This window comes from Streptomyces mirabilis (assembly GCF_018310535.1).
Classification (GTDB): domain Bacteria; phylum Actinomycetota; class Actinomycetes; order Streptomycetales; family Streptomycetaceae; genus Streptomyces.
The window spans coordinates 8,647,425-8,673,218 of the sequence record NZ_CP074102.1 but is presented as its reverse complement, the minus strand read 5'-3'; the positions used below and the strand labels follow the sequence as shown (position 1 = coordinate 8,673,218).

Annotated in this window: 26 protein-coding genes and 3 pseudogenes; 19 read left to right on the top strand and 10 right to left on the bottom strand. The window is 68.3% G+C overall.

What is annotated here, in order from left to right; genetic code table 11:
• Positions 1–114: 114 nt before the first annotated feature.
• The 3 genes and pseudogenes from SMIR_RS45070 to SMIR_RS43920 all read right to left on the bottom strand — a co-directional run.
• Positions 115–243, bottom strand: a pseudogene (locus SMIR_RS45070) (NucA/NucB deoxyribonuclease domain-containing protein); the annotation flags it as partial.
• Positions 244–751: 508 nt separating this feature from the next.
• Entirely contained in the window at positions 752–1,060 is a 309-nt protein-coding gene (locus tag SMIR_RS43925; RefSeq protein WP_249938558.1) for a hypothetical protein, read from the bottom strand.
• Between the two features lie 785 nt (positions 1,061–1,845).
• A pseudogene (locus tag SMIR_RS43920) lies at positions 1,846–2,421 on the bottom strand (hypothetical protein); the annotation flags it as partial.
• A 289-nt stretch (positions 2,422–2,710) separates the two neighbouring features.
• Here SMIR_RS43920 and SMIR_RS38525 point away from each other — a divergent pair.
• Complete coding sequence (locus SMIR_RS38525; RefSeq protein WP_168488763.1) at positions 2,711–3,616, top strand: NADP-dependent oxidoreductase; 906 nt, start codon at positions 2,711–2,713, stop codon at positions 3,614–3,616.
• Positions 3,617–3,886: 270 nt separating this feature from the next.
• Positions 3,887–4,306: a hypothetical protein gene (locus SMIR_RS38520; RefSeq protein ID WP_168488765.1), complete on the top strand. Its 420-nt coding sequence runs from the start codon at positions 3,887–3,889 to the stop codon at positions 4,304–4,306.
• Positions 4,307–4,316: 10 nt separating this feature from the next.
• On the opposite strand, the pseudogene SMIR_RS43915 reads toward SMIR_RS38520, so the two are convergent.
• A pseudogene (locus tag SMIR_RS43915) lies at positions 4,317–4,698 on the bottom strand (transposase); the annotation flags it as partial.
• Positions 4,699–5,102: 404 nt separating this feature from the next.
• On the opposite strand from SMIR_RS43915, the gene SMIR_RS38510 reads away from it, so the two are divergent.
• From SMIR_RS38510 to SMIR_RS38480, 7 genes are all read left to right on the top strand, one after another.
• Complete coding sequence (locus SMIR_RS38510; RefSeq protein ID WP_168488769.1) at positions 5,103–5,945, top strand: alpha/beta fold hydrolase; 843 nt, start codon at positions 5,103–5,105, stop codon at positions 5,943–5,945.
• Between the two features lie 171 nt (positions 5,946–6,116).
• Positions 6,117–6,596, top strand: coding sequence for a MarR family winged helix-turn-helix transcriptional regulator (locus SMIR_RS38505; protein ID WP_168488771.1), 480 nt, complete (start codon positions 6,117–6,119; stop codon positions 6,594–6,596).
• A gap of 532 nt (positions 6,597–7,128) precedes the next feature.
• Positions 7,129–8,037 (top strand): SDR family oxidoreductase, encoded by a 909-nt coding sequence (locus SMIR_RS38500; protein ID WP_168488773.1) that lies wholly within the window; start codon positions 7,129–7,131, stop codon positions 8,035–8,037.
• An 86-nt stretch (positions 8,038–8,123) separates the two neighbouring features.
• Positions 8,124–8,519, top strand: a complete 396-nt coding sequence (locus SMIR_RS38495) for an MmcQ/YjbR family DNA-binding protein (RefSeq protein ID WP_168488781.1) — start codon at positions 8,124–8,126, stop codon at positions 8,517–8,519.
• Positions 8,516–8,908: an MmcQ/YjbR family DNA-binding protein gene (locus SMIR_RS38490; RefSeq protein ID WP_168488783.1), complete on the top strand. Its 393-nt coding sequence runs from the start codon at positions 8,516–8,518 to the stop codon at positions 8,906–8,908. The genes SMIR_RS38495 and SMIR_RS38490 overlap by 4 nt, the downstream gene beginning before the upstream one ends.
• Before the next feature lie 153 nt (positions 8,909–9,061).
• Positions 9,062–9,310 carry a hypothetical protein gene (locus SMIR_RS38485; protein ID WP_168488785.1) on the top strand — a complete coding sequence of 83 codons (249 nt, stop codon included), beginning with the start codon at positions 9,062–9,064 and terminating at the stop codon, positions 9,308–9,310.
• Positions 9,311–9,413: 103 nt separating this feature from the next.
• Positions 9,414–10,238: a DNA polymerase Y family protein gene (locus SMIR_RS38480; protein ID WP_248002773.1), complete on the top strand. Its 825-nt coding sequence runs from the start codon at positions 9,414–9,416 to the stop codon at positions 10,236–10,238.
• Here SMIR_RS38480 and SMIR_RS38475 read toward each other — a convergent pair.
• The 3 genes from SMIR_RS38475 to SMIR_RS38465 all read right to left on the bottom strand — a co-directional run bounded on the left by SMIR_RS38475 (position 10,189) and on the right by SMIR_RS38465 (position 13,242).
• Positions 10,189–10,392 (bottom strand): hypothetical protein, encoded by a 204-nt coding sequence (locus tag SMIR_RS38475; protein WP_212728083.1) that lies wholly within the window; start codon positions 10,390–10,392, stop codon positions 10,189–10,191. The two genes, SMIR_RS38480 and SMIR_RS38475, sit on opposite strands and share 50 nt — an antisense overlap.
• Positions 10,393–10,891: 499 nt before the next feature.
• Entirely contained in the window at positions 10,892–11,908 is a 1,017-nt protein-coding gene (locus SMIR_RS38470) for an MBL fold metallo-hydrolase (protein ID WP_248002774.1), read from the bottom strand.
• Between the two features lie 734 nt (positions 11,909–12,642).
• Positions 12,643–13,242 carry an NADPH-dependent F420 reductase gene (locus SMIR_RS38465; RefSeq protein WP_212728081.1) on the bottom strand — a complete coding sequence of 200 codons (600 nt, stop codon included), beginning with the start codon at positions 13,240–13,242 and terminating at the stop codon, positions 12,643–12,645.
• A gap of 229 nt (positions 13,243–13,471) precedes the next feature.
• On the opposite strand from SMIR_RS38465, the gene SMIR_RS38460 reads away from it, so the two are divergent.
• Both SMIR_RS38460 and SMIR_RS43910 read left to right on the top strand, forming a co-directional pair.
• Positions 13,472–13,963 carry a MarR family winged helix-turn-helix transcriptional regulator gene (locus SMIR_RS38460; RefSeq protein ID WP_168488793.1) on the top strand — a complete coding sequence of 164 codons (492 nt, stop codon included), beginning with the start codon at positions 13,472–13,474 and terminating at the stop codon, positions 13,961–13,963.
• A complete protein-coding gene (locus tag SMIR_RS43910; RefSeq protein ID WP_249938557.1) occupies positions 13,941–14,438 on the top strand; it encodes a hypothetical protein in 498 nt (165 codons plus the stop codon). The genes SMIR_RS38460 and SMIR_RS43910 overlap by 23 nt, the downstream gene beginning before the upstream one ends.
• Before the next feature lie 578 nt (positions 14,439–15,016).
• On the opposite strand, the gene SMIR_RS38450 is transcribed toward SMIR_RS43910, so the two are convergent.
• Positions 15,017–16,291, bottom strand: a complete 1,275-nt coding sequence (locus tag SMIR_RS38450; protein WP_212728080.1) for a hypothetical protein — start codon at positions 16,289–16,291, stop codon at positions 15,017–15,019.
• A 936-nt stretch (positions 16,292–17,227) separates the two neighbouring features.
• Between SMIR_RS38450 and SMIR_RS38445 the strand changes: the two genes are divergently transcribed.
• Together SMIR_RS38445 and SMIR_RS38440 are read left to right on the top strand one after the other, a co-directional pair.
• Positions 17,228–17,686 carry a hypothetical protein gene (locus SMIR_RS38445; protein WP_212728079.1) on the top strand — a complete coding sequence of 153 codons (459 nt, stop codon included), beginning with the start codon at positions 17,228–17,230 and terminating at the stop codon, positions 17,684–17,686.
• A gap of 23 nt (positions 17,687–17,709) precedes the next feature.
• Entirely contained in the window at positions 17,710–18,138 is a 429-nt protein-coding gene (locus SMIR_RS38440; protein WP_168488799.1) for a Tn3 family transposase, read from the top strand.
• A gap of 301 nt (positions 18,139–18,439) precedes the next feature.
• Here SMIR_RS38440 and SMIR_RS38435 read toward each other — a convergent pair whose 3' ends face one another.
• Together SMIR_RS38435 and SMIR_RS38430 are read right to left on the bottom strand one after the other, a co-directional pair.
• Positions 18,440–19,036, bottom strand: a complete 597-nt coding sequence (locus SMIR_RS38435; RefSeq protein ID WP_168488801.1) for an NADPH-dependent F420 reductase — start codon at positions 19,034–19,036, stop codon at positions 18,440–18,442.
• A 41-nt stretch (positions 19,037–19,077) separates the two neighbouring features.
• Positions 19,078–19,896 (bottom strand): 3'(2'),5'-bisphosphate nucleotidase CysQ, encoded by an 819-nt coding sequence (locus SMIR_RS38430; RefSeq protein ID WP_168488803.1) that lies wholly within the window; start codon positions 19,894–19,896, stop codon positions 19,078–19,080.
• Between the two features lie 137 nt (positions 19,897–20,033).
• On the opposite strand from SMIR_RS38430, the gene SMIR_RS38425 reads away from it, so the two are divergent.
• The 6 genes from SMIR_RS38425 (at position 20,034) to SMIR_RS38400 (ending at position 25,760) form a co-directional block, all read left to right on the top strand.
• Positions 20,034–20,939 carry a LysR family transcriptional regulator gene (locus SMIR_RS38425; protein WP_168488805.1) on the top strand — a complete coding sequence of 302 codons (906 nt, stop codon included), beginning with the start codon at positions 20,034–20,036 and terminating at the stop codon, positions 20,937–20,939.
• 590 nt (positions 20,940–21,529) lie between these two features.
• Positions 21,530–21,928 (top strand): DUF6153 family protein, encoded by a 399-nt coding sequence (locus SMIR_RS38420; RefSeq protein WP_168488807.1) that lies wholly within the window; start codon positions 21,530–21,532, stop codon positions 21,926–21,928.
• 85 nt (positions 21,929–22,013) lie between these two features.
• Complete coding sequence (locus SMIR_RS38415) at positions 22,014–22,685, top strand: DUF305 domain-containing protein (RefSeq protein WP_212728078.1); 672 nt, start codon at positions 22,014–22,016, stop codon at positions 22,683–22,685.
• Positions 22,686–22,962: 277 nt separating this feature from the next.
• Positions 22,963–23,625 carry a Type 1 glutamine amidotransferase-like domain-containing protein gene (locus SMIR_RS38410; protein WP_212728077.1) on the top strand — a complete coding sequence of 221 codons (663 nt, stop codon included), beginning with the start codon at positions 22,963–22,965 and terminating at the stop codon, positions 23,623–23,625.
• 18 nt (positions 23,626–23,643) lie between these two features.
• A complete protein-coding gene (locus SMIR_RS38405) occupies positions 23,644–24,192 on the top strand; it encodes a hypothetical protein (RefSeq protein WP_422664491.1) in 549 nt (182 codons plus the stop codon).
• A 368-nt stretch (positions 24,193–24,560) separates the two neighbouring features.
• Positions 24,561–25,760 (top strand): IS256 family transposase, encoded by a 1,200-nt coding sequence (locus SMIR_RS38400; RefSeq protein ID WP_248003611.1) that lies wholly within the window; start codon positions 24,561–24,563, stop codon positions 25,758–25,760.
• Positions 25,761–25,794: the final 34 nt, after the last annotated feature.

The window sequence follows — 25,794 nt, the reverse complement described above, 5'->3', positions numbered from 1 at the left end:
CGATGCGGGAAGAGGCACCCAGTCTTGCGGGGACTGTAGCGATGGCCAGGCGATCACGTAGAACGGGTCGTGATCCATGACGTGCATCTGGCCGCGCCAGGCGGTGATGCGTCCGCCCTGGGCCTTGTTCTCATTCACCCTGACCCAGGTGATCTCCCGCTGGGAGGCAGGAAGGGCGGTGCCGCCCTCGTAGGTGGAAGCGAACGAGTACTCGTCACACGAGGTGCGGCCGGCGCGGCGCATGTCCGCCGGCGCGGTCCGCGGGCACACTGCGGCGCGGTTGCGGCCTTCCTGCGTCTTGTTGATCATCCAGTGCAGGGGCTTGCCGCCGTTCGGGTCGCCGTAATGGCCGCCGCGGGAGCGGAGGTTGCGGATGCCCTCGTCGATGCGGGCCAGACCGACCATGCTCACCCCGGTGGGTGCTTCCGGGATGGCGCATCCGGACCGGCTGGCCCGGGTGCTGCCGTAGTAGTTGTCGCACCGGTAGACGGCGGAGGCGTAGGAAACACTGGCGGGGCTGTAGCCGGCCTTGGTGAAGGTGTAGCCGTAGGTGGTCTTCGCCTTGGGGTTGATCTTCTTCGGGGCGATGGCGGCGGTCTTGTAGTCGACGCTGCCGCTGGCCGCACTGTCGAGGGTGTGGCCCTGCTGGAAGTGGACCGTGGCCCTGGTGCCGCCGCCGGAGGTGGCGGAGAACTTGACGGCGACGCCCCTGCCCTGGCCCGTGGTCGCCGCCTTGGAGATGGTGAACTTCTCACCCCAGTTGGCGGAGTTGGTCTTCAGTGTCATCTGGTGCTTTGACGCTGAAGTCGACGGTGCCCTCGATGACCGGGCGCCCGTTGATAACTTTCACGACGTCCAGGTGGACGGTGACCCACTCGCACTCGCTGAAGCGGTTGACCGTGATGCGGTTGACGGTGCAGGACGCGTTCGCGGCCGGGCTGGCCAGAGCGCTCGCCCGGGCCCCGGGCTGGCCGATGGTGGCGCGCAGCTGTCCGTCACCCGACGGGCCGGCCGCAGCTGATGCTGACGGGGCGGCCGTTGCGAGCAGTCCCAGCGCCACGGCCCCTGTAGTGAGCAGCTTTCTCGGTTTCAAGTTGTACCCCCGGTGTTGGTCTCCACCGACGACGGCACAACGTCAACTCCCGCGTACCCCCGTCGCGTTGACGCCATCCAAGCACAGGAAGCGCAAAGACTGCACACCTTTTTGGTCTGTTTCGGTCATAGGTGAGCGGGTGTCACGCATTGGCAGCCGATATCACCCAGCCCGACCGAGCGCTCCCGGCACCGCGCCTCCCCGCAGCGGGGCAACCCGACCCGGACGCAAGCACCCTGCCGGGCGCCAGCCGCTACCGGTCCCGGGGCCCGACCGTCCGCTGAACCCGGTCTTCTGACCGGAAGCCGAGTTCGATCTCTTCGGCGCCGGCGGCATCCACTATCAGGCCGTTCGGTCTTGCTCACTGCCGCCCGACCCGTCGACCGAGCCAACACGGACAGCCCGCTTCCCCGCCTTTCCCCATATCTCCTTGAGACCGGCGGGTGTGCCACCTCACAGCGGCCGCCAGGCAGTTGGGGGAACACCCCCGGAAAGTTGACCGTTCATTAAAGTGTGGCTGCGGAGGGGACAGTGTCCCCGGGCCTCACCTATAGCCCATGGGGACGATCGTCCGGCTGAAGCCCCATGGAGCCCTCCGCCGCGAGGCGACCGCCCTCCGCACGCCACCACCTACCGCCCCGGCTGGCCTCCCCCGTCCATCCGGGGGCTTCAGCTGTATAGGACTGCCGTAGACCCGCCGGGGACTTACCAGTAGTCCGACGAGACATCCTCCAACCGCCACCCCCTCGCCCAAGGCCGAGAGTGCTCAAAGCCGTGGTCCAGTCGGTGACGATGGCCTTCTGCGCGGCCGTCAGGGAGATCTTCCCGGCGCAGACCGCGGTGTGCAGTTTCGTCTCCACCGGGTCCTTCCGGTTGTTGACCCCGCCGCCCTTCTTGTGGCCCGGGTCCGGTGGCTCGACCCACAGGTTGCGGGGATCGTTGGGGTCGCCGCCGAGCTGCAACGAAATTAGATGATCAAACTCTGCATCCCCCATAGGGCCCTTGTAGCCGTACGAGGCCGCGTTCAGCTTCTTCTCCTTGCCAGTGACGGAGGTGGACGGCCGGATGCCGGAGGTGTAGCCGCCCTTGCGGCAGATCGTGGACTTCAGATTCGCCTGCGTGACCGCCGGAGAGATCGCACCCGGCGTGCACGCCGGATCCTCCAGCGGCTCCCCCTTCTCGTACCGGAAGTGGCAACTGCCCGCCGGCGGCTGCTTCTGGACGGTGTAGGTGGTCTGCGGGCCGGCCCCGACCGCGATCGCCCTCTCCGGGCCGCCGCGTGCGTCCGTGCTGATCTTGAAGCTCCGGTGACTGCTCGGCTCTCCGATTCATCTTCCTCCTCGGCGAGGGTGCGGTAGACGGTGGCGACCGAGGGCCGCTGGCCCTTGTTCTTGCCCGGGTGACACGTTCCTGGGTGATCTGCGGTACGGGCACACCCTGGCGGTCGCCGCATTCGTTTACGTGGTCGGCCACGCAAGTGGTCGGCGCACCCCAAAGCGAGCCGAGGTGGCCACCTCCGCCCCCGCGTCCGCGAATACCTGGCCAGCCACATGATTGCTGTTACGTTTGATTATGTGGCCAGCCATGCTTTTGGTGGCCACAGGGAATGGAGTCATCGTGAAAGCAATCGTTTTCGACCAGTTCGGCGGCCCGGACGTGCTGCACGAGGCGGACATCGAGATCCCACAGCCCGGCCCCGGCCAGGTCCGGGTCCGCGTGAAGGCCGCCGGACTGAACGCGCTGGACGGCAAGATCCGCGCCGGGATGCTGGAGGCCATCCGCCCGACGACCTTCCCCGCCGTCCCCGGTGGCGAGCTCGCCGGCGTGGTGGACACCCTGGGCGGGGGCGTGAGCGACGTGCAGGTCGGCGATGAGGTGCTGGGCTGGTCGGACACCGGCTCGTACGCCCAGTACGCGCTGGCCACCGCCGTGGCCCCCAAGCCCGCCGACCTCGACTGGCAGCACGCGGTCGCGCTGCCGGTCGCCAGCGAGACGGCCGAGCGGGTCCTGAACCTGCTGAGGGTCGCCGCCGGGGAGACCGTGCTGATGCACGGCGCGTCCGGAGCGGTCGGAACCCTGGCGGTCCAGCTCGCCACGGCCCGCGGAGCACGCGTGATTGCCACCGCAGGCCCCTCCAACCAGGACTACCTCACCTCGCTCGGCGCCACCGCGACCGTGTACGGCGACGGTCTGGTCGAGCGGGTGCGAGCGCTGGCCCCCGACGGCGTGGACGCGGTGTTCGACCTGGCCGGGAAGGGAGCCCTGGAGGACTCCATCACCCTGCGGGGCGGCACCGAGCGCATCGTCACCATCGCCGACTTCGGCGCACGGCAGCTGGGCATCACCTTCTCCCAGGGGTCCCAGGAACGCTCGACCGCCCGCTTGGCCGCCCTGGCCCAGGACGCCGCGGCCGGCAAGCTCGTCACTACCGTCACCGCCTACCCGCTCGACCAGGCGGCCACGGCCCAGCAGGTCAGCGACGCCGGGCACGTGCGGGGCAAGCTCGTCCTGGCCGTCGACTGAGCACGCCCGCCCACCGCCTCCCCGCGACCACCCGCTGCCCTTTTTGTTTTTCGTTTACGTGGTCGGCCACGCAAGTGGTCGGCGCACCCCGAAGCGAGCCGAGGTAGCCACCTCCGCCCCCGCATCCGCGAATACTTGGCTAGCCACACGATTGCTGCTACGTTAATCATGTGGCCAGCCACACTTTCTCTTGAACTTCCCCCACAGAACTGAGGAGACCCCATGGGTGTGCCATCAGAGGGGGCCATATTGCCTTGGAGGAGCGACCTCATGTCCCACAAGAACTCTCAAGTGAAGCCTCCGATCAATCAACGCGTGCTGACCCTCGGCATCACCTCTGATGCGCTTTCGCCGGACGATTTTCCGCCGGGGGTCGCGACGCTCGAGGAGCTGGTCGCCATGAGGAAGCGCAGCTGGGCTGCGCTCCAGGCCACAGGCATCGACGGCGAGGAGGGCTATGTCAGCCTGGACCCCGACGAGGCTGAGGCCGAGCTGCGCCGACTGTTCGACGGGCACTCGTTCGGAGTGGTGCTCATCGGCGGCGGCATCAAGAATGTCCCGGAGTACACCGTCCTGTTCGAACGGATCGTCAACGTGCTCATCGACCTCCAGCCCGACATCCGGTTGAGCTTCAGCTCACATCCAACGAACGTGCCCGAGGCGCTGCAACGCTGGCTTAAGAGGTCCTAACAAAGACATCTCACGGAGCTAGGCGTTGGACGTGGCGGTGGGTGATGAGGCAGGTGGCGAGGCCAAGGAAGGCTTCGTGGATGTCGTCGCGTCGTTCCCAGCGGATCCGCAGCCGGCTTTAGCCGTGCAGCCAGGCGATCGTCCGCTCGACCACATACCGGAAGATGCCCAGGCCGCCCCCGTGTTGCTCGCCTCGTTCGGCAATGACCGGGCGGATACCGCGGGCCCAGAGCAGACGCCTACTTGTTGTGGTCGTAGCCCCGGTCTGCCAGCGCGTCAGGCCGGTGTCTGGGGCGGCTGACGGCGCCGGCCACGGCCGGGACCTTGTCCAGCAGCGGCAGCAACTGCGTGACGTCGTCGCGGTTTCCGCCGGTCAGCGACACCGCGAGCGGGTGCTCCACCTATTTCCACTGCCCGTCCAACAGTAGGCCCCGCAGGTGCACCCCCGCCCCGCCGACGCTGATCCGCCCGTGCGAACGGCTCAAACACATCGCCGCGAAGTCCTCCAGTCCGCACCGGGCTTCAGGTGTCACACACCGGTCAATGACACAACCCCTCGACCGGACACGCCACCGACAAACGAACCTGACCAAGCCCTGCCTCTAGTAGTGCGCCACGCCTTGAACAGGCAGGAGGGGTGTTGACGCATCAACGGTTGAATCTCGGTGGCACCCATCCCGCATGCGCCGCCCCGCACAGCGGGAGCTTCCACCGCAGAAATGATCAGCCGGAGGAACGACCGTGATCATGGAACGATCGAGTTCCTCAATGGAGATGACCCGAGTAGGAGCCACACATGCTTGAAGGATTCGAAGACCGTTATGCCGACGTGAACGGCACCCGGCTCCACTACGTCATCGGTGGCGAAGGCGAGCCGCTGGTGCTCATGGACGGGTTTCCGCGCACCTGGCACGGCCTCCACAAGATCATGACCCCGCTGGCCAAACGCTTCCGCGTCATCGCCGTGGACTACCGCGGTCAGGGAGAGTCGGACAAGCCCGAGGGCGGCTACGACAAGAAGAACATGGCGAAGGACGTCTACGAACTGGTCCGCGGCCTGGGCCACGAGCAGGTGAACATTGCCGGTGGTGACATCGGTGCGATGGTCGCATACAGCTTCGCCGCCAACTATCCGCAGGCCACCAAGAAGCTCGCCCTGTGGGAAGGCGCACCCTTCTCGCAGATATTCCAGGACTTCGCCAAGCCGTTCCCCAGGACCGGTGATCTGAACCTGTGGATATACCCGTTGAGCCAGGTCGAGGGACTGCCCGCCAAGCTTCTCGCGGGGCGGTTTCGGCACGTGATCGACTGGTCGGCCGAACACCTCGCGCTCCACCCGGAACGGATCAGCGAGGAGAGCCGGGCCATCTACGCCCAGGCCTACGACACACCCGATGCGCTGACCGCGGGCTTCGGCGTATTCCACACCTTCCACCAGGATGTGGCCGACAACGACTCATATCCCCCGCTGGAGATGCCCGCCTTGGCTATCGCCAATCAAGGCGCCGACTTCATGCGGCCAATGATGGAAGGCAAAGCCAACGACATCCGCTACAGCGGCATCGAGGACAGCGGCCACTTCGTCGCGGAGGAGCAGCCGGAGGCCCTGGTAGCCGAACTGGAAAAGTTCTTCGGCTGACTCCCCGCGCAGTGAGCGGCTTGAGTCGCAAGCTCCCAGAGCCGGCAAGCTCGTCACCACGGTCACAACCGTCACCGCGCCGCTGAACACCCCCGACCCTGCGACCTTCTACGGCGGCGGAGCGGCCGACTACACCGACTACCCCACCCACACCGTCTGAGGAACCGAACCATGTCCACCCCCGAACCCCGCATCCCCACGACGGCCGGCACAGGACCGATGAGCTACGCGATCTTCCAGCTCGCCCGCGCACACCGCGCCTCCGCCGCCGCCATGCTCCGCGAGATGGACCTGCATCTCGGACAGGAACTGCTGCTGATGCAACTCCTCGACCGGGACGGCCAGACCCAGTCCGAGCTGCTCAACAGCGTCGGCCTGGACCACTCCACCGTCTCCAAGTCCCTGCGCCGCATGCAGGACGCCGGCCTGCTCATCCGTGAGCCGGCCGCACATGACCGGCGCGTCCTGGTCGTCCACCTCACCGACAAGGGCCGGGCGCTGCGCGAGCCCCTGGCAGCCATGTGGCGGGCCCTGGAGGAGACCTCCGCACGGGACCTCTCGGCGCAGCAGGCGGAGTCCTTCGTCCGCACCGCCTACGCCATCGCCGACGCGCTCAACAGCCGCACGCTGCCGCGGGAAGAGTCTGAGTAACTCCCCTCGGCTTGCACCCCGGTTCCGGCCTGGAGTGCAAATCGCTTCCGGCGTTCCTGCGAAGTGGACAGTGCTGCAGCGCACTCAGCTGCACGAAGGCCCGTGCTGAACGGAGCCAGGCTCCCCGACTGCCGGAAAAAGCCCGGTGAGCCGAGCTGGCGGATGTGGCGCGACCCCCGCTCACCCCGGTACGTCAGGGAGAACGGGCTGAGCGGGGCCTCAGCGTCAGGGGCAAGCGCGAGCTGTCCCGGTGCAGGCAGGCGGAACTCGTCCGAGGGAAAGGGCAACACCCCTCCCACGAGCCCTTCCCCGTCGCCAGCCAGGCTGCACATCGAGGACGACCGCATCACCCGCGTCCCGTTCACCGTCGACCCCCGCAAGCTCCTGCAGGCCGGCGATGACCCGCACCGCGGATCCGCCCCACAAGCCCACCCTCTGAGCGACCCGGGCCGACGGTACCCACGTCCGCGGCAACTACTGCCCCGCCCACCCATTTCCCCCCACCACTGACCTGCTGGAAAGCGAGACACCCATGACCACCACCCTGCCCGTCCTCGTCGTCGGCGCGACCGGCTCCCTCGGGGGCAAGGTCGTCGACGAACTGCTCAAGCGCGGTAAGAACGTCCGCGCCCTGGTCCGGCCGACCACCGACGCGAGCAGGCTCGAAAGCCGGGGTGTCGAGATCGCCCGCGGCGACATGCTCGACCTCGACTCGCTCGTCGCCGCCATGAACGGCGCCGATGCCGTCATCACCACCGCTGCCGGCTACACCCGCGGCGGCAAGAACGCGCACGACATCGACACCGTCGGCAACGCCAACCTCGCCGAGGCCGCCCACCGCTCCGGCATCCGGCGGTTCGTCCTGACCAGCATCCTCACCAGCGACCAGACGCCCCAAGTCCCGCACTTCTGGCACAAGAAGATCGCCGAGGACAAGCTCGAACAGCTCGGCGTCCCGTTCGTCGCCCTGCGCCCGGGGGCCTTCCTCGACCAGGTCGCGACCATGGCGGGCAACCCGCTCGACAGGGGCCGCCTGATCTGGATGTCCAAGGCCACCGTTCCGCTGACCTTCGTCCGCACCTCCGATCTCGCGGCGTACCTGGCGGCCGCCGTCGACGCCCAGGCCGCCAACAGTGAGCGCATCGACATCGGCTGGGACCGTCCGGTCAGCATGCGCGAGGTGGCCGACCTGATGGGCCACCGGGCCGGAAGGAAGATCAAGGTGTGGGCCGTCCCATCCGTCGTCGTCCGCGCCGCAGGAGCCGTCGTCGGCCGCTTCAACCCGGTGGTCAAGGACATGGCCGCGATGTTCGGCTGGTTCGACACCGGACGCTACGTCGCCAACCCCCGCCGCCAGGAGCAGTTGTTCGGCCCCGTCCCCACGGCCGAAGACGCCCTCGGCCGGTACACCGACGAGCTGCGCACCGCACAGCAGCGGTGACAGGCCCGCGTCCCATTTTCGCCGCCCGGCGGCCTGACCAGGACGTCTCGGGCCTATCCCTCCTCCACCCGAGGAAGGAAACACTCATGAACGGATCGACCCTGCAGACGTTCGCCGCCGAGTGCGCGGAGGAACTTCCCGGAGCCCAGCTGGAGTATCCCTTCGGCCCGGACTGGGAAGTCTTCAAGGTACGCGGCAAGGTGTTCATGCTGATGACCGAGGTCCCCGGGCGCCCCGTCGTGATCCTCAAGGCAGACCCCGGCGAGGCCCACGCTCTCCGGGAACGCAACAGCCACATCACCCCCGGCTACCACATGAACAAGAAACACTGGATCACGCTGGAGGGCGGGACAGGTGTCGACAAGAAGCTCGTCAGGGAACTCGTCACCGACTCCTACCTGCTCGTCGTCTCCCACCTGCCCACGGCCGAACAGCCCGTCAACCCGTGCACCTACGGCACCAGCACGCGGGCGGCCCGGTGAGCACCGCCGGTGACCGCCTCCAGGACACCGCCCGCAAGGCGGCCCTCGCCCTCCTCGACGTCAGTCACGGCCGCCCCTTCACACCCAGACTCGACGTGTACAAGGTCGCGGACAAGGTGTTCCTGATCGTCACAGACGACCCGGAGGAACAGATCATCACGGTCAAGTGCGAGCCCGAGCACGCGCGGGCACTGGAGCGCGGCTACGCCTCGATCACCCCGGGCCGCTATCTCGACAAGAGGCACTGGATCTCGCTGGGGCCCGGGCGGGGCATCACGAAGCGGCTGATCAACGATGCGGTCGAGCACTCCTACGACCTGGCTATCGACGGTCTGCCACAGAGCGAGCGCCCGCCGAGAGCCCCTGGCCCGGACGCGGCCGCCAGGTGAACGTTGGCCACGCCCCCTTGCACACTGGCTGGCCTCAGGTCAGCCAGGCAGCTCTGGGAGCAGGGCGATGACGTCGCCTCATCGCGTCTCCGTAGCCGACCGGTCGGCGTCCGCCGGGGTTCGGGGACGGGGCAGAGCAGCACCCGGAGGTCGATGACCGATGTGCGCAACGCGCTGGAGCACCGGGATGCCACCGTCGTCAGCGGCAACGTGGGATTCGGCTACGGCATCGGGAAGGACGGGGTGCTCATTACCCACAACGGCACTCGACTCAACCTTGCCCGTCTGTCGCTTCTGGGTCGAGTGATCAACGAACCGGCCTGTGGCAGGTTCTGTGCGACCTGGAAATTGAGCTTGCAAGGGCGTGTTCGTGCACCACAGGTGTTGCACGCGCTATCGTGATCTTGACCGCCTCTGAGCTGCGTGAATCCCTACCGCACACTTAAGGGCGCCCCGGAGAAGGCGCCGCGATGCCCGCGGCATCACCGAACTCGTCCAGCTCCGCGTGCTCGCCTATTTCGGGGTGCGCAGCGCGGCGGCGGTGGCCGGCACGCCGATGCTCGCCGCCATGGCCTGCGCCCTCACGCCGCTCGGGCGGCGCACCGTCATCGACGACTCCCCCGAGGCGATCTCGGCCTTCCTTCGGCCCCGGCCTGTGCGGGAGCTGCCCGGTGTAGGCGGGAAGACCGCCGCGCTGCTGGGCGAGTACGGACTGCACACCGTCGGCGACGTCGCAGACGTCCCTCAGCACACACTGCAGCGCCTCCTCGGTGCCCGCGCCGGCCGCGCCCTCTACGAGCACGCCCGCGGCCACGACACCACGGCCGTCGACCCCACCCCGGCCCCGGCAAGCCTCAGCACGGAACACCTCTTCCCCCGGGACGAACTCGACCCGGCCGCCCACCGGCGCATCCTGCTCGCCCTCGCCGACGACCTCGGTGCCCGCCTACGCGCCACCGACCAGATCGCCACCGGCGTGACCTGCACGATCCGCTACGCCGACCTGACGGCCACCCGCCGCAGCCGGACCCTGCCCGAAGCCACCCAGCACACCGTCCTCCTGGCCCGCGCCGCGTACACGCTGTACGACTCCCTCGGTCTCCAGCGCGCCCGGGTCCGCAGCATGACGCTGCGCGCCGACGCCCTTCAGCCCGCCGAACGGGCCACCCGGCAACTCACCCTCGACGCGAGCGACGACAAACCCCTCGCGATCGAAGCCGTCGCCGACCGCGCCCGTACCCGCTACGGGCACCAGGTGATCTACCCCGCCGCCCTCGCCATCAGCTCACGTCCACCGTCAGCCCGGCAGTGGGACCGAGGCCGTCGTTGACCGGGCCGCCCCAGTACGCCGGGACCACCACGGGCGTGAGGCGCACCTCAGCGCCGTGGGCGCGCGCGGTGTCGAAGGGGGCCTGCAGCATTGTCACTCCTGCCAGGTCGAGTGCGCCGAGGCGGGCATGCCGCCGCGTCGGTGATCTCGTCATCGGCCCATGGGATGCAGACGGCGTGGGCGGTCCCGCGCGGCGTGCGAACGGAGCGCGGGACCGCGTGCCCTGCTGTCCTGTCAGCGAGCCGGGCACTTGCGACAATACGGATGTCGGTGCCCTGGGAGAGGGCAGCGCGCCGGAACGTGACCGCCCGGGGGCGGATCGGGCCGTCGTTCCCACTCGGCCATGCGTGGGGAGGTGCGGGGCCTGTCACGCGTACGACCCGAAACTCGACGTCGACTTCACCCCGCTGCGCGAGCAGGACCCGTCCGTGGCCGGTTTCGGCCAGGCGGCCTGACCACCTCTACCGAAGGGAACCCCACCATGCAGGCACCCGGCTTCCTCGACCCCCAGCTCTCCAGGGCCCGCACGTGGGCCCACCGTCGTGACGTCACGGCCCATCCCTGTCGGCGCCCGAACTGCGTGGGGATCTGGGCCTTCTGGAGGCCGACGGCGTTCTCCCTCTGCTCGGCCAAGCGCCGGCGTCAGGGCGAGGCTAGGGATGGATACCGGAGGGCCCGAGCACGCCGTAGTCGGCACGTAGCGATTCGAGCATGGCGAAGGCGTTGTCGGTCGTGTAGACGTCGGCCCCGGCCAGCATTCCGGTGTACTTGGCGGTGACGGGAAGGGCCGCCTGCTGGGCAATGGCGTCGAGGTAGGTCTTGAAGATCGCCCAGGCATTCCCCGAGGGCCCGTACCTGTCGAAGAACGGGGTGGGGTCCAGGGAACCGTAGGTGGCCCGGGTGCTCGCGTCGAGGTCGGCGACGTACTGCTGCTGCAGGTCGGCGTCGGAGCGGACGCCGAGGCGGCCTACGTGGCCGCCTACCAGGGTCTTCCACGGGTAGCGCATCGCCTCGTCGTGCGCGGTCACCCAGCCGCGGATGTCCTGGGAGACGGCCAAGCCGGTGAACGGCACCCAGCCGGGATAGAACACGTCCACAACCATCAGTGTTTCCTGGTCGGGCGCGTGGATGAAGATGTTGTCCTGCGTGTGGTTAGGACCGTGATAGGCGAGTTCGAGGCGCTCGCCACCGACTCGCAAGGTGTAGCGATCGTCGAAGGTCACCGTCGGCGCCGGCCGGTTGGGGTCCGCGTCGATGAGCAGCAGGCGACGGGTCTCGGTGTGGCCGATGCGGACGACATCCTTGCCCAGGATGGCGGAGGCCGCGATGTGATCGGCGTGGGAGTGGGAGTAGACCTGGTGAGTCACCTTGCTGGGTCGGCCGTTGGCCCTGGTGACGTCGTCGATGGCGCGCAGCAGGTTGCGGCCGATGCTCGGCGGTGCGTCGACGAGTACGACCCCGTCGCGTGTGCTCAGGAACATGGACTGGTAGTAGGAGTCGGTGACCCAGTACAGGTTGCCCTTGATACGGCCGACGAAATAGCCGTCGGCGTTGAGCGCGGGTCCCAGCGCGCTCCTCGGCACCGGCGCGAACTCGGGCAGGTCGGAAGCCTCCGCCGCGGCGGCGGTGCCCGGCAGTGTGCCGCCGATCAAAGTGGCTGCGGCGGGCACTGCGGCGGCGGCCGGCGTCCGCTTGAGGAATGCGCGGCGGACTGCTGTGACTCCGTTGTCAACGCCTTGCTCCTTTGCGAGATGTGTGTGGGTTGCCCTGGGAAAGAGGCCAGTCGTACCGGGCAGCCTGCGGATACCGAGAAGGCGGCTTCGTGGCGACGATGTGTCATCCATGCCGCGCCTCCGTCCGGAGGGAGACCAGTGCGAACGCGGTGATACCGGTGCCGGTCACGGTCGTGTGGTGGCCGTGGAGATCGAGGGTCCGAGGCACAGTCCGATCACCTGCCGACCGGCTCGGAGTGTCCACGTGTCAGCGGTCATGCAATTCCCCAGGATCTCCATGATCAGCGTCACGTAATTCCCCACCTGGGCTGGGGCCGTGACGGGCCGCCCGACGGCTGAGTGTGCGGCTGGTCCGGTCGGTCAAGGGCGCCTTCGGCGGCGCTACGCGCTGGCCTCTCGGCCACCCTGGACAGCCTGAACGAAGGTCTGGCTATCGGGCGGCCCGGGAACCTCTGGCACCCTGGGATCCCGACGCACGGTCACCGTCCCCCTGGCCCATTACGTGACGTTCCGGGTGGGGAATTGGCTGACCGTCGACACCACGGCGCTGAGCGCGGCGTTCGGTTGGTTCTGCCGGCGACGAACGGCCGCTGAGCGAACTCCTGTTGCGTGGGGTGTGGTCCCGCCGGGGGCGGAGGGCTGAGGGCCGTAATGTCGGTGGTACGGGGTGGTCATCCCTCTCGGATGGCGTGCAGACCGGTCAGCGGCCCTCCGTCTACTTGCATGAGGCGCCCCATCACCAGCGGGCCGAGGTCGACGGGAGCGAATCCGAAGCCCTCGACGACGGAGCGGAAGACGCTCTTGGCGTCCTGGTCGTCGCCGGCGTAGAAGAGGATCCGGCGGCCGGCTGCGGTGACGGGGTCCGCTGCGACGTAGCGGCCGTACATGTTGTCGAAGGCCTTGATGACATGTGCCCCGGGGATCAGCGAGGCGACCAGTTCACTTCCACCGATGTCGAGGTGCTCTGCGACAAGCGAGGGGGTGAGCTTGATCCACTGGTTCGTTGCGTCGATGACGATCCGCCCCTCCCTGGCCGGCAGGTGGCGCACCGCCTCGCGGACCTTCGACCAGGGGACCGCGAGGACGACGATGTCCGCGGCACCGGCCTCGGCCACACTGCCGGCCGAGGCGCGAGGACCAAAGGCGGCCACGACGTCACCCAGCGTCTCGGGGCCGCGGCTGTTGCTGAAAATCACGTCATGTCCGGCCTTCACGACGTGACCGGCGATGGCGCGGGACAGCGTTCCCGCACCGATCATCCCGAACTTCATCGGTGTGCTCCTTCACTGCTGTGGGCTCGCACGATCGGCCGCCCTCCGGGCGATGACCGCGGCGATGGTGCCTGCGTGTCAGGGGACGTACTGCGGTGCAGCCGACCAGTACCGGGGCCGGGCCGCCGACCAAGCCGTCGGCGGGGCGCGGCCCTCTCCGCCAAAGCGGTTGAGGACTCAACAATAACTCCATTTGATTGAGTACTCAACCTCCAGCTAGAGTGGGCGCATGCCAACGGAGCCGAAGTGGCTCGACGCCCGCGAGGACCGCGCCTGGCGGACCTTCATGCACGCGCACCACCAGCTTCGTGTCCGCCTGCAGCGGCGCCTCCTCCAGGACTCCGCACTGAGTGAGGCCGACTACGAGGTCCTGGCCGTACTGTCGGAGCATCCCGAGGAGTGCTTGCCCGCGCGAGAGCTGTGCGACCTGCTTCTCTGGGAGAAGAGCCGTCTCTCCCATCAGGTTCGGGGCATGCAGCAGCGCGGACTGGTCGCCCGCGAGGCCAACCCGGCCGACGCCCGTAGCACCCTCGTCCGCCTGCTGCCTGCCGGACGCCGGGCGATCGAGGAAGCGGCACCCCAGCACGTGGACAATGTGCGCCGGTACTTCATCGATCTGCTCGCCCCTGACGAGCTCGACACCCTTGCCGCCATCCACGAACGCATCCTCCGCCGGCTTGTCGACGAAGCCGCCCAAGATGACGGCACCGCCGAAAGCTGAGCGGCCGCCGGGCGACCCGATGGACACCCGCCACCCACCCCCGCCCGCCAGGGCGGAGTCGGGGAACGGCCTCACCGTGTTCGCCACCGTCGTGCAGGAACTCCTCGACGCCGGACCGGAGGACTTCGCCGGCGGCGTTCAGGAGATCGACAGGGATCTGCGTGCCGAGATCCGGCGGCTGCCGGGCACCCGCAGCCGACTCGCCCGGCTCGCCGCCGGAGAGCACCTGGCGCTCCCGCAGAGCGTCGCGGACTACCTCAACCGGCTGCGCGGTCTCGGCGTCGAGGAGCGGTACCTCGAGATGGAGCGGGATGCCTGGATCATGATCGCCGCCCAGGTGCCCGACCTGATCGGCACCGTGATCGTCAAGAAGAGCAGGCGGCCCAGTCGAAGTCGCGGCGGTGCTCGGGCAGATCCGCGACGGCCTCGCGTACGAGGCGCGGCCGGTTCCGGGCGGCGAGGGCGGTGTCGATGATCAGCAGGTCGTCGGAGAAGGGTTCGGCGGCCAGCAGGGTGGCTGCCTCCGCGAGGAGAGCGGCGCCGGGGGCGGAGATCACTACGGGCAGGGAGAGACGATCACAGTCCACGAGATCCCGATCGTCCCCAGCCAACGCAGCCACGCCTGCGTCCCCTGCACGCTGTGCGGCAACTGTTCCTGTCAGCGCCCGCGGGAGATCTGCCGCATCTGCGACCTGAGACGAGAGGTCGATTGACGGGCGACACGTCGCAATGCCGGTTCTGGTACCGGCAAGCTTCGGTGAAGTACCGGCAGGACCTGCGGTGCGTCAACCAGCTCCGCCTCGCCAAGAAACAGAGCAACCAAGCACGCCCCCAGAACAGGTGGTTCTGGGGGGCGTCTTGACGTCACGGACCGGGGCGATGGACTCCGGGCGCCGACCGAGTTGTTGCTGCCCCCGACCCGGTGTTCGGTTCGACAGGCCCAGGTGACCTATGCGGCGGCTCTGGGGACAGTCGGGCAGGTTCCCCAGCGCGCACAGGGGTCGTTCGGCCATGACGGGGTGAAGCAGCCCGGCACCGCCCGTGGGCCGTGGCTCAGTTCATGGTGAGGACGGCGGAGTCGTTGCGGCTGTCCGGATCGAAAGCGGGCCGGTGGGAGTCGGCCGGGTCCGGGCCCCAGACCAGCTGGACGCCGCCCTTGGCATGCGTGACCACGTCGTCGACCCGGACGGTCAAGGAGAAGTTGGTGACCTGCCCCTTGGGCACGATGATGCCCGGCAGGCTGCAGACGTACGGTCCCTTCGCCTCGGCTGTCGGGTTGTTCTCCTGCCACGGGGCGCAGTTGGCCGAATGGCCGACGGCTGTGGTGCCGGGCGGGAGCGTCACCCAGGCGGTGGGCACTCCTTCACCGCCGCTGCGGTCGTACAGGGTCGCGGGACCGTTGGCGCTCAGGTGGAAGGCGAGGGTCGCGTTCTGGCCCGCATCGGCTTGGGCACTCGCGCCGGAGACGGCGAAGTCGGCCGTGTTGCGGGCCCTCAGGGTGGCGATCCAGTAGTCGGTGACGCTGCCCGTCTGCGGCAGGGAGACGGATCCCGCCGGGACCGAGGACCGCCGGCCCGCCTTGATCACCTTCAGCTTGAGCGCGGGTGCGGACCCTTTGCCCCATGTCCACTTGATGCCCTGTCCGTCCGGCCAGCCCGGCTGACCGAGAGGCGCGGTGAGCGCGTCGAGGGAGGTGTTGAGGGCGGTGGAGCCCACGTGCAGACGGATCGGGGCGGCGAGGGCGGCCGTCTCGCCGATGTTGATGGCGCCCTTGGGGTAGCACTCCGCGAAGTGGATCGCGCCGTTGAACCCGTACTTGCAGTTGGAGTAGTGGTCGGCGAAGTCCAGGCCGGGTGAGGCGGCCAGGACGGTCTGCACGCCTCGGGCCGGACGGTTGCCCACGTTGGTGAAACGGACCGGTTCGGCGACGTTGCTGCCGACCTTCAGGTTGGTGTGGTCGGCGAGGTGGTCGAGGCCGAAGGACGGCCCTCCCACGGTGACTGATCCCGTACCGCCTGTGATCTGCGCATGCGCGGACCGGCCGGTGATCTTGTACGTTCCCGTGGCGCCCAGTCGGCTGCCCCTGAGCACGGTCAGGGTCAACTGGGTCATTGATCCGAGGCCGATGTTCGGGTTGGAGCCGGACTCGAACGACTCCGAGCATGTGGCGACCAGGCCATGGGCTGTGCAGTTGCTCGAGAACGCCACCTTGGCGATCTTCGACAGTCCCCGGGCGTCCACGGTCAGAGTGACATCGTGTGCCGTCAGGTTCTTGGTCTTGGTGTGGAAGTCGAAGTACACACCTTCCGTGGCAGGAGCAGCCGGCAAGGCCGCCGGTGTCGGCGTGTCAAGAGTGATCACCGGCTGGCCGGAAACAGCAACAGCACCGGCTGGGGCGGCGCCCAGCAGCGATGCGGCCAGACCCGCAGCCGAAACGAACACTGCGGCTAAACCGGTGAGGGAATTACGTCTCATCAACGTCCTTACGCTTGAAGGGCTTTACGCAGCCTCACGGAACGGACCAGGTGGGACTCCAGCCCCGGGCCGCACCACGCTGACCGCCGGCCGGCGGCTTCTGTCCGTCTCCTCCGGATCTGCTGCCGGAGCCCCGCAGCTGGCAAGCCGGTCTCGCGGCCACGCCCCCAGCGGTGACGAACAGCGTGACCTTAGACCACCGGTATGACAAACGCCCACGCCATTTCGTAGAAACCGCACGGCAAGATCGTGCTCGACCGCTGCCCGGAACTGGCGTCCGCTTGATGACCAGACGCCTGCCGGCCTCGGCGGCGTCATCCCGACACGGCGCCTGATACATGAGAACGGTTGCGTCGGCGGGGATCGGTTCGCCGGGGTTGAGGAGCGTGTCCGCCAGGACGTCGCCGGACACCTTCTGGACGGCGAGCTCGACGATGAGGGACCCCGGTCCCGGCCGGTCGTCTGGGTGTCGGGGACGACGGCGTCCGGGTCGGTCAGGACGGTCCGGGCGCACTCGGTCAAGGAGGCGACCTCTTGGTGCCGTGCCTCCGTGGCGTGTTCTCGCGCTTCCTGGTCGGCCCGCAGCTGCTCGGCTCGTTCCCGTTCGCCGCGCTCGGCGCAGGGCGGGCACCAGCGCGGCCCGTGCCATGTCCTCGAAGCTCGTCCTCGAAGCTCGTTCGGCGGCGATCTCCTCGTGCGTCGCTGTCACCTTCTGGCAGTTCCGGGTTCACGCTTGGAAATTCCAACAACATGTCGGTACCAGGACGCCAGGCCGGGTAGAGCTGCGCGGTGTCCTTGCAGCCTTCTCTGCACCAACGGTCGGCATCATCCGAGCCGACCTCACCCTGCGGCCGGCCTCCCAAGCTCGACGGCAATCCCCCTTCGACGGCCGGCGTCACGCCGAGCGGCACATGGATCGACCGATGGGGCGGGCTTCGCAACGCCGCCCGTGAGTTCGGACGCGATGACAAGTTCGGCCTTCCAGGTGAACACCGGAAGTTCTTCAGCGAGCTTGACGCGTGGCGCAACTACCTCCTCCACGGAGACGAGAAGGCCAGGAAGTCGCTTCACCAAGCCCTCGAAGCGCAGGGCAGGACAGATCTAACGAACGAGACTGACCTCCTTGACAGCACCTACGCGGCCTCGGTGATGGGCAGGGCCGAGGCCGCCTTCCGATGGGCCGAGCAGCAGAAAGGCATCCAAGCCCCCTTCCTCGACGGCGCTTGGGTCGCGTTCGACGAGTGCTGAGTTGACAAAACAGATTCCATAGAATGCTGCGCTACCTCTCGGACGCCCCACTGCGCCGGCGGGTGACCGCCGCGACGAACAAGGTCGAGGCGTTCAACGGCTTCTCCCAGTGGATCGGCTTCGGCCAAGGCGGCGTCATCACCGACAACGACCCCGTCGAGCAGGAGAAGGCTGCGAAATTCAACGCTCTGCTCACGAACGTGGTCATCTTCCACAACGCCCTGGACATCGCGGAGATCGTGCGCCAGCTCCAGGAGGAGGGCCACGTCATCGACCCCGAGGACCTGGCCTACATCTCGCCGTACCTGACCGAGCACATCCGCCGCTTCGGCGAGTACTCCACCCATGAACTCGGCCCTGAGCCCGAGGCATACGACCCGCACCTGGACGTCGACTTCAGCCCGCTGCGCGGCGACGGCCCCGGCGCGGACGGCTACGGCCAGGCAGCCTGACCATCGATGTCAGGTCACTACTTCAGCGGCAGCGTGATGCCGTCCGGCGCCAGCGCCATGCACACGCACGCACACTTGGATCGGTGAGTGTGAGGCCGGTGCCGGCGGCCGCCGCGGGCAGATTCGCGACCAGCTCCGCAAGCGCGTCCGCCGTGACATGGGCCGATTCCTCGGTGCAAGGCCGACGGCCCCGGGAAGGGTGGCCACGGGTCGCCGTCCGGCGCTGAATCGCGGGCCCTGGCTGCGCTGTCGTATCCGTTCCGGATGTGGGCCCGCCGGGGGGCGGTGCACTGTGTGCGGATCAGCGGGCGATCGAGATCGCGAAGGGCGCGAATCCGCTGGACCGAATCACGTGCGGTACGAACAGTATCGCGGCCTCCGTGGCGCGGGCGGTCTGGATCCCGCCGAGATCAGTGATCCACTCCTTGCGCCAGCCGAGGTTGATGAGCAGCTCACGGACGGTCTGCTTGGCCTGCGGGTCCTCGCCGGAGAGGAAGGCGTCGGGCGCCTGGGTGAGCGTGGCTGGCGCGGTCATCACCGGGAAGAGCATGGTGTTGAGTGTCTTGACGACGCGCGTTTCGGGGAGCGCTTCCTGGAGTTGCTCGGCGAGGCTTGAGCCGGGGTAGATCAGGTCGGCGGGCAGTCCGTCCGGTCCGTCGACGGTGGCGTTGGAGACGTCGACGAGGATCTTGTCGCGCAGTTCCTCGCGCAGGGCGACGAGCCGGTCCAGCGAGCCGGCGCCCGGGGTGGCGTTGATGACGATCTGGGCTGTCCGGGCAGCGTCGGCGGCGGCGCCCGGCGCGCGGTCCGCCACGGTCACCTCATGCCCTGCCCGGGTGAGGGCTGTGGCCAGGTTGCCGCCGACGCGGCCGTTTCCGAGAACTGCGATCGTGGTCATGATGATCTGGTCCTTCCGTGCGTGCAGGTTGTGGTGCGCGCTCAGCGTGAGAGCGTGGCGACGGCCTCGGCGTGGACGCCGGGCGCGGCGGCCAGGAAGCTCTCGCTCTGCGGGGTCCAGGGGCGGCCCTCGGCGTCGGAGATCTGTCCGCCGGCCTCGGTGACGAGCAGCGCCCCGGGCAGCAGGTCCGCGCGGGCGCCGGCGAACTGCCAGAAGGCGTCGATCCGGCCGGCGGCCACGTTCAGCAGGTGCAGGGTCGCGGGCACGGCGGTGCGGACGACGAGCGCGTCGATAAGCATCGCGGTGATCGAGGAGCCGACGCGCCGCACGACCTTCTCGTCCTCGTCCGGCCGGGCCTGGCTGGTGGCCACGATGCTCAGGCCGAGGTCCGCGGTCTGGGAGACGTGCAGCGGCCGGCCGTCGAGGTGGGCGCCCGCGCCGGTGAGCGCGGTGTAGGTCTCGCCGGTCAACGGCAGGTGGACCGCGGTGAGCACCGGCTGGTTCTCACGCACGAGGGTGGCGGTCACCGCCCACTCCGGCAGGGCATGCAGGTGGTTGACGTTGCCTTCGGCCGGATCCACGACCCACCATTCGCCGGGCGGCAGCGCCCCGCCGTCCAGTTCGTCCTCCACCCAGCCGGCGTCCGGGCGCAGGCGCGTGAGGCGGGGGCGCAGGATATCGAGGGCCGTGTCGTCGTTGGCGGCGAGCGCGCGCATCAGCTCTTCGCGGGTCTGGTAGCGGACCACCTCGCCGAAGCGCTCGCGCAGCGCCGAACCGGCCGCGCGCACGGCGATCGCGGTCTGGCCGAGCAGGCCGGCGTCGGAGGCGGCGACGTCAGTGGTCTGAAGCGTTTCGGACATGGTGGTACTCCCGTGTGAGGAGGGGTGATGAGGCGGGTCGGGCCAAGCTGTGTGTTCCGTCTTGCGCTCTCGTCCCGAAGGTATACAGCCCTTTAATTAACTTCAAATGCATGTCAAGCACGGCTAGAATTACTCACATGCAATTGGATTTGAACCTGCTCACCGCGCTCGACGCGCTGCTGGAGGAGGGAAGTGTGGCCGGGGCGGCCGCGCGCCTGCACGTCACCGCCCCCGCGATGAGCCGGAGTCTGGGCCGAATCCGGCGCACGACCGGGGATCAGATCCTGGTGCGCACCGGCCGCACGATGACCCCGACGCCGTATGCGATCGCCGTCCGGGAACAGGTGCACGAGCTGCTGCACCAGGTCCAGGGGGTGCTGGCACCGAGCCGTGAACTCGATCTGGCAACGTTGGAGCGCACTTTCACACTCCGCTGGCACGATTCCCTGGTCGCCTTGAGCGGCCCCGCACTGCTCGCGGCCGTGCGCGGACAGGCGCCGGGCGTGCGATTGCGCTTCGTCGCGGAATCGAGCATCGACACCCCCGAGTTGCGGCGCGGCGAGGTCGACCTGGAGGCGAACGCCAACCGCCCGAGCGCACCGGACATCCGTGCCGAGAACGTGGGCGAGACCCGCCTCGTCATCGTCGTGAGGCAGGGGCACCCCCTCACCCGCGTCAGGACCGTCACCGCAAAGCGGTACGCCGCCGCTGAGCACGTCACCGTCTCGCGACGTGGAAACCTCAGCAATGCCCTCGACGACGCCCTCGCGCGGCTCGGCCTCACCCGCCGCGTGGTGGCGACCGCGCCCACGGAAGCGGCCGCACTGGAGTTCGCGCGCGGCTCCGATCTCCTGATCAGCGTCCCTGAAGCCACCACGCGGTCAGCGGTCGCCGACCTCGGCCTGGTCGTGCTCCCCCTCCCGCTCGAACTGCCGTCGGCACCGATATACCTGTCGTGGCATCAGCGCTACGACACCGACCACGCCCACGCCTGGCTGCGCGGGCTGGCGCGAACCGCGCTGGCCATGCGCGGAGCGTCGTAGTCGGCGCCGTCCGGCCGCTTCACCCATGCGTCCACGCGACCACCTTGATGCCGCACGGCCGGCCGCTGTGCGGACCCGCATCAGATCACCAGCCCCCGGCGGGGGGCGTACACGACCAACCTGAACGCGGTCGCGAAGCGCGAGTTTGCTGAGAATGCAGGACACGAACGTCTTGACGGTCTCCTGGCTGCCTCCGCCCCAATGCTGCTGGCCCGCTCCCGCCACGCCTCCGTCCGCTTTCTGGAGCGGTACGCACGCCCCAGCGTCGGCGCGGTCACTCGGCACGTGGCCGAACGCGGCGGCGATCTGCTTGAACGTCAGCAGCGGCTTGTCCGTGCGGGTGCTGGCCGTGGGGGCGGCCAGACCGACGCCTGCGGCACACCGATCGCGGATCTGTGGGAGGGCGTCGGCGTGGCCCTCGGAGATCTGGGCGAGCAGCTGGCCCTGGTCCTAGTCCATCACGTATCTCAGTGCCAACGGCTGTACCGATGCTCAGCCCCTGTCACGCTGAACACGAACACGGCGGCGACCGTATGTACAACGGACACCATCACTGAACCGACCTCTCACGCCTATCTGGGATGAGCCCAATGACGAGCCCGCAGCAGCACCCTCCGCGACCGCCTGTCGGGCGGTGGCGGGCGCTGCTCGTGCTCGGACTGTTGGCAGGGCTGCTCGGCATGCACGCCCTGGCTCCCGGCGGTGGCCTCCACAAACACGAACGCGCCGAGCGGCAGCACATGACGGCAGCGGTCAGCGCCCCTCATGACTGCTCCGGAGACGGCCACTGCGGCGGAGGCCACCTCCAGCACGCCGACTCGACCTGCCTGTCAGGTGCAGTGACCGACGGGCCGACATTGCCTGCCCTCGTTCCCGACCCGGTAGCCGTACCGGTACGTGCCGACACCGTGTGCTCGTACGCGGCTCCGGCCCCGGACGGCGCCCGCGCCCCACCGTCCCTGGCGGAACTCCAACTCCTGCGGATCTAGACACCGCGCGCCACCGCGCCCACTGCTCGGCGACGCGGTGCCCCTCGGCACGTCCAGATCCTCTTCCCACAGCAGGAGTTCCCGCATGCGCAACACCCGTACCCTCACCCGCCGCGCCGCTCTCGCGGCTACGGCTGTCACCGCTGCCCTCGTCCTCGCCGCCTGCGGCAGCGACAGCGACAGCGACAGCGACAGCGACAGCGACAGCAGCGGGCACGAGGGCCACAGTTCCGCGTCCTCGTCCGCGAGCGCCGGCACCACCACCGCAGCGCACAGCGCCCAGGACGTCTCCTTCGCGCAGGGCATGATCCCGCACCACCAGCAGGCCCTGGAAATGGCGAAGCTCGCCGCCGACCGAGCCTCCTCCGCCGAGGTGAAGGACCTCGCCGCGCGCATCGAGAAGGCCCAGGACCCGGAGATCCAGACCATGAGCGGCTGGCTCAAGTCCTGGGGCAAGGACGTACCGACGTCCGACAGCTCGATGGAGTCGATGCCCGGCATGGACCACTCAGCGCACTCCGACATGCCCGGAATGATGGACAGCAAAGACATGGCCAAGCTGGAGAAGGCGTCCGGTGCGGACTTCGACACCATGTTCCTGACCATGATGATCGAGCACCACAAGGGCGCCATAGAGATGGCCACCACCGAGAAGGACAAGGGCGAATACGGTCCCGCCACGTCCATGTCCGACGGCATCATCACCGCGCAGACCGCCGAGATCACCGAGATGAACAAGCTCCTCGGCAAGAACTGACACTCCCCGGAGGGAGGGGTGCCGGTACGGGCACCCCTCCCCCCCACTGCACCGACGAGGCGAACATGGGCGATCAGAAGAACCCGAACGACAAACCCGTGGCTGATGCCCAGCGCGCCCACTGGCAGGCGACCTGCACCCCTGACTGTCTTGTCAGGTGGAGCAGTTGAGTCCGGCGACCTGAGGGACCTCTGAAGAGGTTGCCGAACTACGATGAGTTCCAGCACGGTCCCAGGTCTTCAGGTACATCCACCTTCCGCGCGAATTTGGAGACACCTTGAAGCTCTTGCTGACGTCAGGCGGCGTCACGAACCCAAGCATCCACTCGGCGCTCGTGCAGCTTCTCGGCAAGCCGATCGCCGAGTGCCACGCCCTCTGCGTCCCGACAGCACAGTGGGGTCACCCGATGTGCGGTCCGACATCGGTGCGGGGCTTCGCAGCCGCCGAGCCCACGTGGCAGCACCTGTCCGGCCTGGGCTGGGCGTCGCTCGGTGTCCTCGAGCTCACCGCACTGCCCACCATCGGCGCCGAGCGATACGTCCCCTGGATCCGGGAGGCCGACGTGCTCCTGGTCGACGGCGGCGACGCGACCTATCTGTGCCACTGGATGCGGGAGTCCGGGCTGGCCGATCTGCTGCCTTCGCTGCCCGACACGCTCTGGGTGGGAGTGAGTGCCGGAAGCATGGTGATGACGCCCCGGATCGGAGCGTACTTCGTCGAGTGGCCGTCCGCACCGGACGACCGCACCCTGGGAGTCGTCGACTTCTCGATCTTCCCGCACCTGGACGCCTTCCCACAGAACACCCTGGCTGACGCAGAGCGGTGGGCCGCGGACATCGGCGTCCCGGCCTACGCCATCGACGAACAGACGGCCATCAAGGTCGTCGACGGCTCCGTCGAGGTGGTCTCCGAAGGGCAATGGACGAAGTTCGGGTCATAGCCGCCCGGCATTCGAGACGTGGTCGAGCAGCGGTATCACGCGGTCATGGAGGTGGCCGCGGGCGCCCCAGTCACCGAGGTCGCGGTGCGTTATGGGGGTCTCGCGGAACGACGCGTGAGCGGCACCGCGCACGCTTCCGCCTGTTCCCAGTCGTACCTTCCGCTGCCTGACTCGTCCTGCACGCCCGGCTCGTACAACCCCGACGTCACCCAGTCGAACATAGGCAGCACCATCTGCGTGTCCGGCTGGACCGCCACCGTCCGGCCCCCCACGTCTTACACCAACCCCCTCAAGGCACAGGGCATCATCGACTACGGGTACTCCGACACCAACATGTCGGACTACGAAGAGGACCACCTCGTGCCGCTGGAACTCGGCGGTGCGCCCCGCGACCCCGGCAACCTGTGGCCCGAGCCGCACTACGGCACGAAGACCGCCTACACCAAAGACGGCACCGAGGCAAAACTGAAGAACGCCGTCTGCAACGGCACCATCACCCTCTCCGCCGCCCGCAGCGCCATCAAGAACAACTGGACCACCGCACTCCAGGTCACCGGCATCGGCTGACCCCCAGCGAGGCCGTAGACCCCGCGCAGTCGATCCCCAGGGATCGGCTGCGCGCATGCAACGAGAGAGCCCAATCTCACGTTCTGAATACGGAGTTGGGCTCCCTGGCCACCGACCGAACTCAGTGGTCTCGATCGCTGGGAGGACCCGCACTTGCCGGGCTACCGCTACTGATCCACCCGCTGGCCGGGTGTCGATGGGGGCATGTCCGCAAGATCGTGTAAGTCCGTGATCTGATGACTCTGGCGGGGCCGGGTGGCCCCGCTGGGTCGAAGAGGCAAGATCGCGTGTCTGAGACTGAGATATCCCAGGCTGCCGTCAACGGGCAGCTGCCGCCGGAGCAGGTCGAGGCTGTGCTCGAGCAGTTGATGGACTGGGCCGACGCCACCGGTGCCCCGTTGGCCGGCGAGGGCGGGCTGCTGCAGCAGCTGCCGAAGGCCCTGCTCGAGCGGGCTCTGCAAGCCGAGACGAGCGAACACCTCGGCTATGAGAAGGGCGATCCGGCTGGCCGCGGCAGCGGGAACAGCCGCAACGGCACCGCCGCGAAGAGGGTCCTGACCGACGTCGGACCGGTCGAGGTGGAGGTGCCGAGGGACCGCAACGGCGAGTTCGAGCCGCAGATCGTCCCGAAGAACGCCCGGCGTCTGTCGGGTTTCGACGAGCAGGTCCTGGTGCTCTACGCCCGCGGCATGACGGTCCGAGACATCCAGTCCTATCTGGCGAAGATGTACGGCACCGACGTCTCGCCGGACCTCATCTCCAAGGTGACCGACGCGGTCAGCGACGAGATCACCGCCTGGCAGTCGCGACCGCTCGACTCGGTCTGGCCGGTCGTCTACATCGACGCCCTGTGGATCAAGGTGCGGGACGGCAAGGTGGCGAATCGTCCGGTCTATCTCGCCGTCGGAGTCGACCTCGACGGCTGCAAGCATGTCCTGGGCCTGTGGATCGGCAAGGACGGCGAAGGCGCCCGTCAGTGGCTCACGATCCTCGGCGAGCTCAAGGCCCGCGGGATCGAGGACGTGCTCGTGGCCTGCTGCGACGGCCTGCCTGGGCTTCCGGACGCAATCAATGCCGTCTGGCCCCGCGCCACGGTGCAAACTTGCGTAATTCACCTGGTCAGGGCCTCGCTTCGATACGCGTCGAAGGCCGACCACGCCAAGCTCGTGCCGGCCCTGCGGAAGATCTACACGGCACCGACCGAACAGGCCGCCGAGCAGGCGATGGAGGAGTTCACCACCTCTGACCTGGGGCGCAAGTACCCCGCCGTGGTTCGTACTTGGTCCCAGGCATGGCAGGACTTCGTGCCCTATCTGGCGTTCCCGCCGGAGATCAGGAAGGTGATTTACAGCATGAACATGATCGAGTCGATCAACGTGCGGCTGCGGAAAGTCACCCGCAACCGCGGCCACTTCTCCACCGAGCAGGCCGCGGTCAAGGTCCTCTACCTGGCGATTCGCGAGCTGATCGAGCCCAAGACTAGGAGCAAGACGCACGTCGCGCCGCACTGGAAGGCCGCGCTGAACGCATTCTCGATCTACTTCCAGGACCGCATTACCCTCAAGTGAACCCCCAGGACTTACACGGAGTCACTGACACGCC

Bases quoted from the DNA above. Each gene is read 5' to 3' on its own strand.
- SMIR_RS38485 (WP_168488785.1), top strand. From the start codon at position 9,062: ATGACCGATGTGCGCAACGCGCTGGAGCACCGGGATGCCACCGTCGTC.
- SMIR_RS43910 (WP_249938557.1), top strand. From the start codon at position 13,941: ATGACGGCACCGCCGAAAGCTGAGCGGCCGCCGGGCGACCCGATGGAC.
- SMIR_RS38440 (WP_168488799.1), top strand. From the start codon at position 17,710: ATGCTGCGCTACCTCTCGGACGCCCCACTGCGCCGGCGGGTGACCGCC.
- SMIR_RS38475 (WP_212728083.1), bottom strand. From the start codon at position 10,392: ATGACGAGATCACCGACGCGGCGGCATGCCCGCCTCGGCGCACTCGAC.
- SMIR_RS38510 (WP_168488769.1), top strand. From the start codon at position 5,103: ATGCTTGAAGGATTCGAAGACCGTTATGCCGACGTGAACGGCACCCGG.
- SMIR_RS38435 (WP_168488801.1), bottom strand. From the start codon at position 19,036: ATGACCACGATCGCAGTTCTCGGAAACGGCCGCGTCGGCGGCAACCTG.
- SMIR_RS38520 (WP_168488765.1), top strand. From the start codon at position 3,887: ATGTCCCACAAGAACTCTCAAGTGAAGCCTCCGATCAATCAACGCGTG.
- SMIR_RS38465 (WP_212728081.1), bottom strand. From the start codon at position 13,242: ATGAAGTTCGGGATGATCGGTGCGGGAACGCTGTCCCGCGCCATCGCC.
- SMIR_RS38425 (WP_168488805.1), top strand. From the start codon at position 20,034: ATGCAATTGGATTTGAACCTGCTCACCGCGCTCGACGCGCTGCTGGAG.
- SMIR_RS38460 (WP_168488793.1), top strand. From the start codon at position 13,472: ATGCCAACGGAGCCGAAGTGGCTCGACGCCCGCGAGGACCGCGCCTGG.
- SMIR_RS38400 (WP_248003611.1), top strand. From the start codon at position 24,561: ATGGACTGGGCCGACGCCACCGGTGCCCCGTTGGCCGGCGAGGGCGGG.
- SMIR_RS38420 (WP_168488807.1), top strand. From the start codon at position 21,530: ATGACGAGCCCGCAGCAGCACCCTCCGCGACCGCCTGTCGGGCGGTGG.
- SMIR_RS38415 (WP_212728078.1), top strand. From the start codon at position 22,014: ATGCGCAACACCCGTACCCTCACCCGCCGCGCCGCTCTCGCGGCTACG.
- SMIR_RS38495 (WP_168488781.1), top strand. From the start codon at position 8,124: ATGAACGGATCGACCCTGCAGACGTTCGCCGCCGAGTGCGCGGAGGAA.
- SMIR_RS38430 (WP_168488803.1), bottom strand. From the start codon at position 19,896: ATGTCCGAAACGCTTCAGACCACTGACGTCGCCGCCTCCGACGCCGGC.
- SMIR_RS38500 (WP_168488773.1), top strand. From the start codon at position 7,129: ATGACCACCACCCTGCCCGTCCTCGTCGTCGGCGCGACCGGCTCCCTC.
- SMIR_RS38505 (WP_168488771.1), top strand. From the start codon at position 6,117: ATGTCCACCCCCGAACCCCGCATCCCCACGACGGCCGGCACAGGACCG.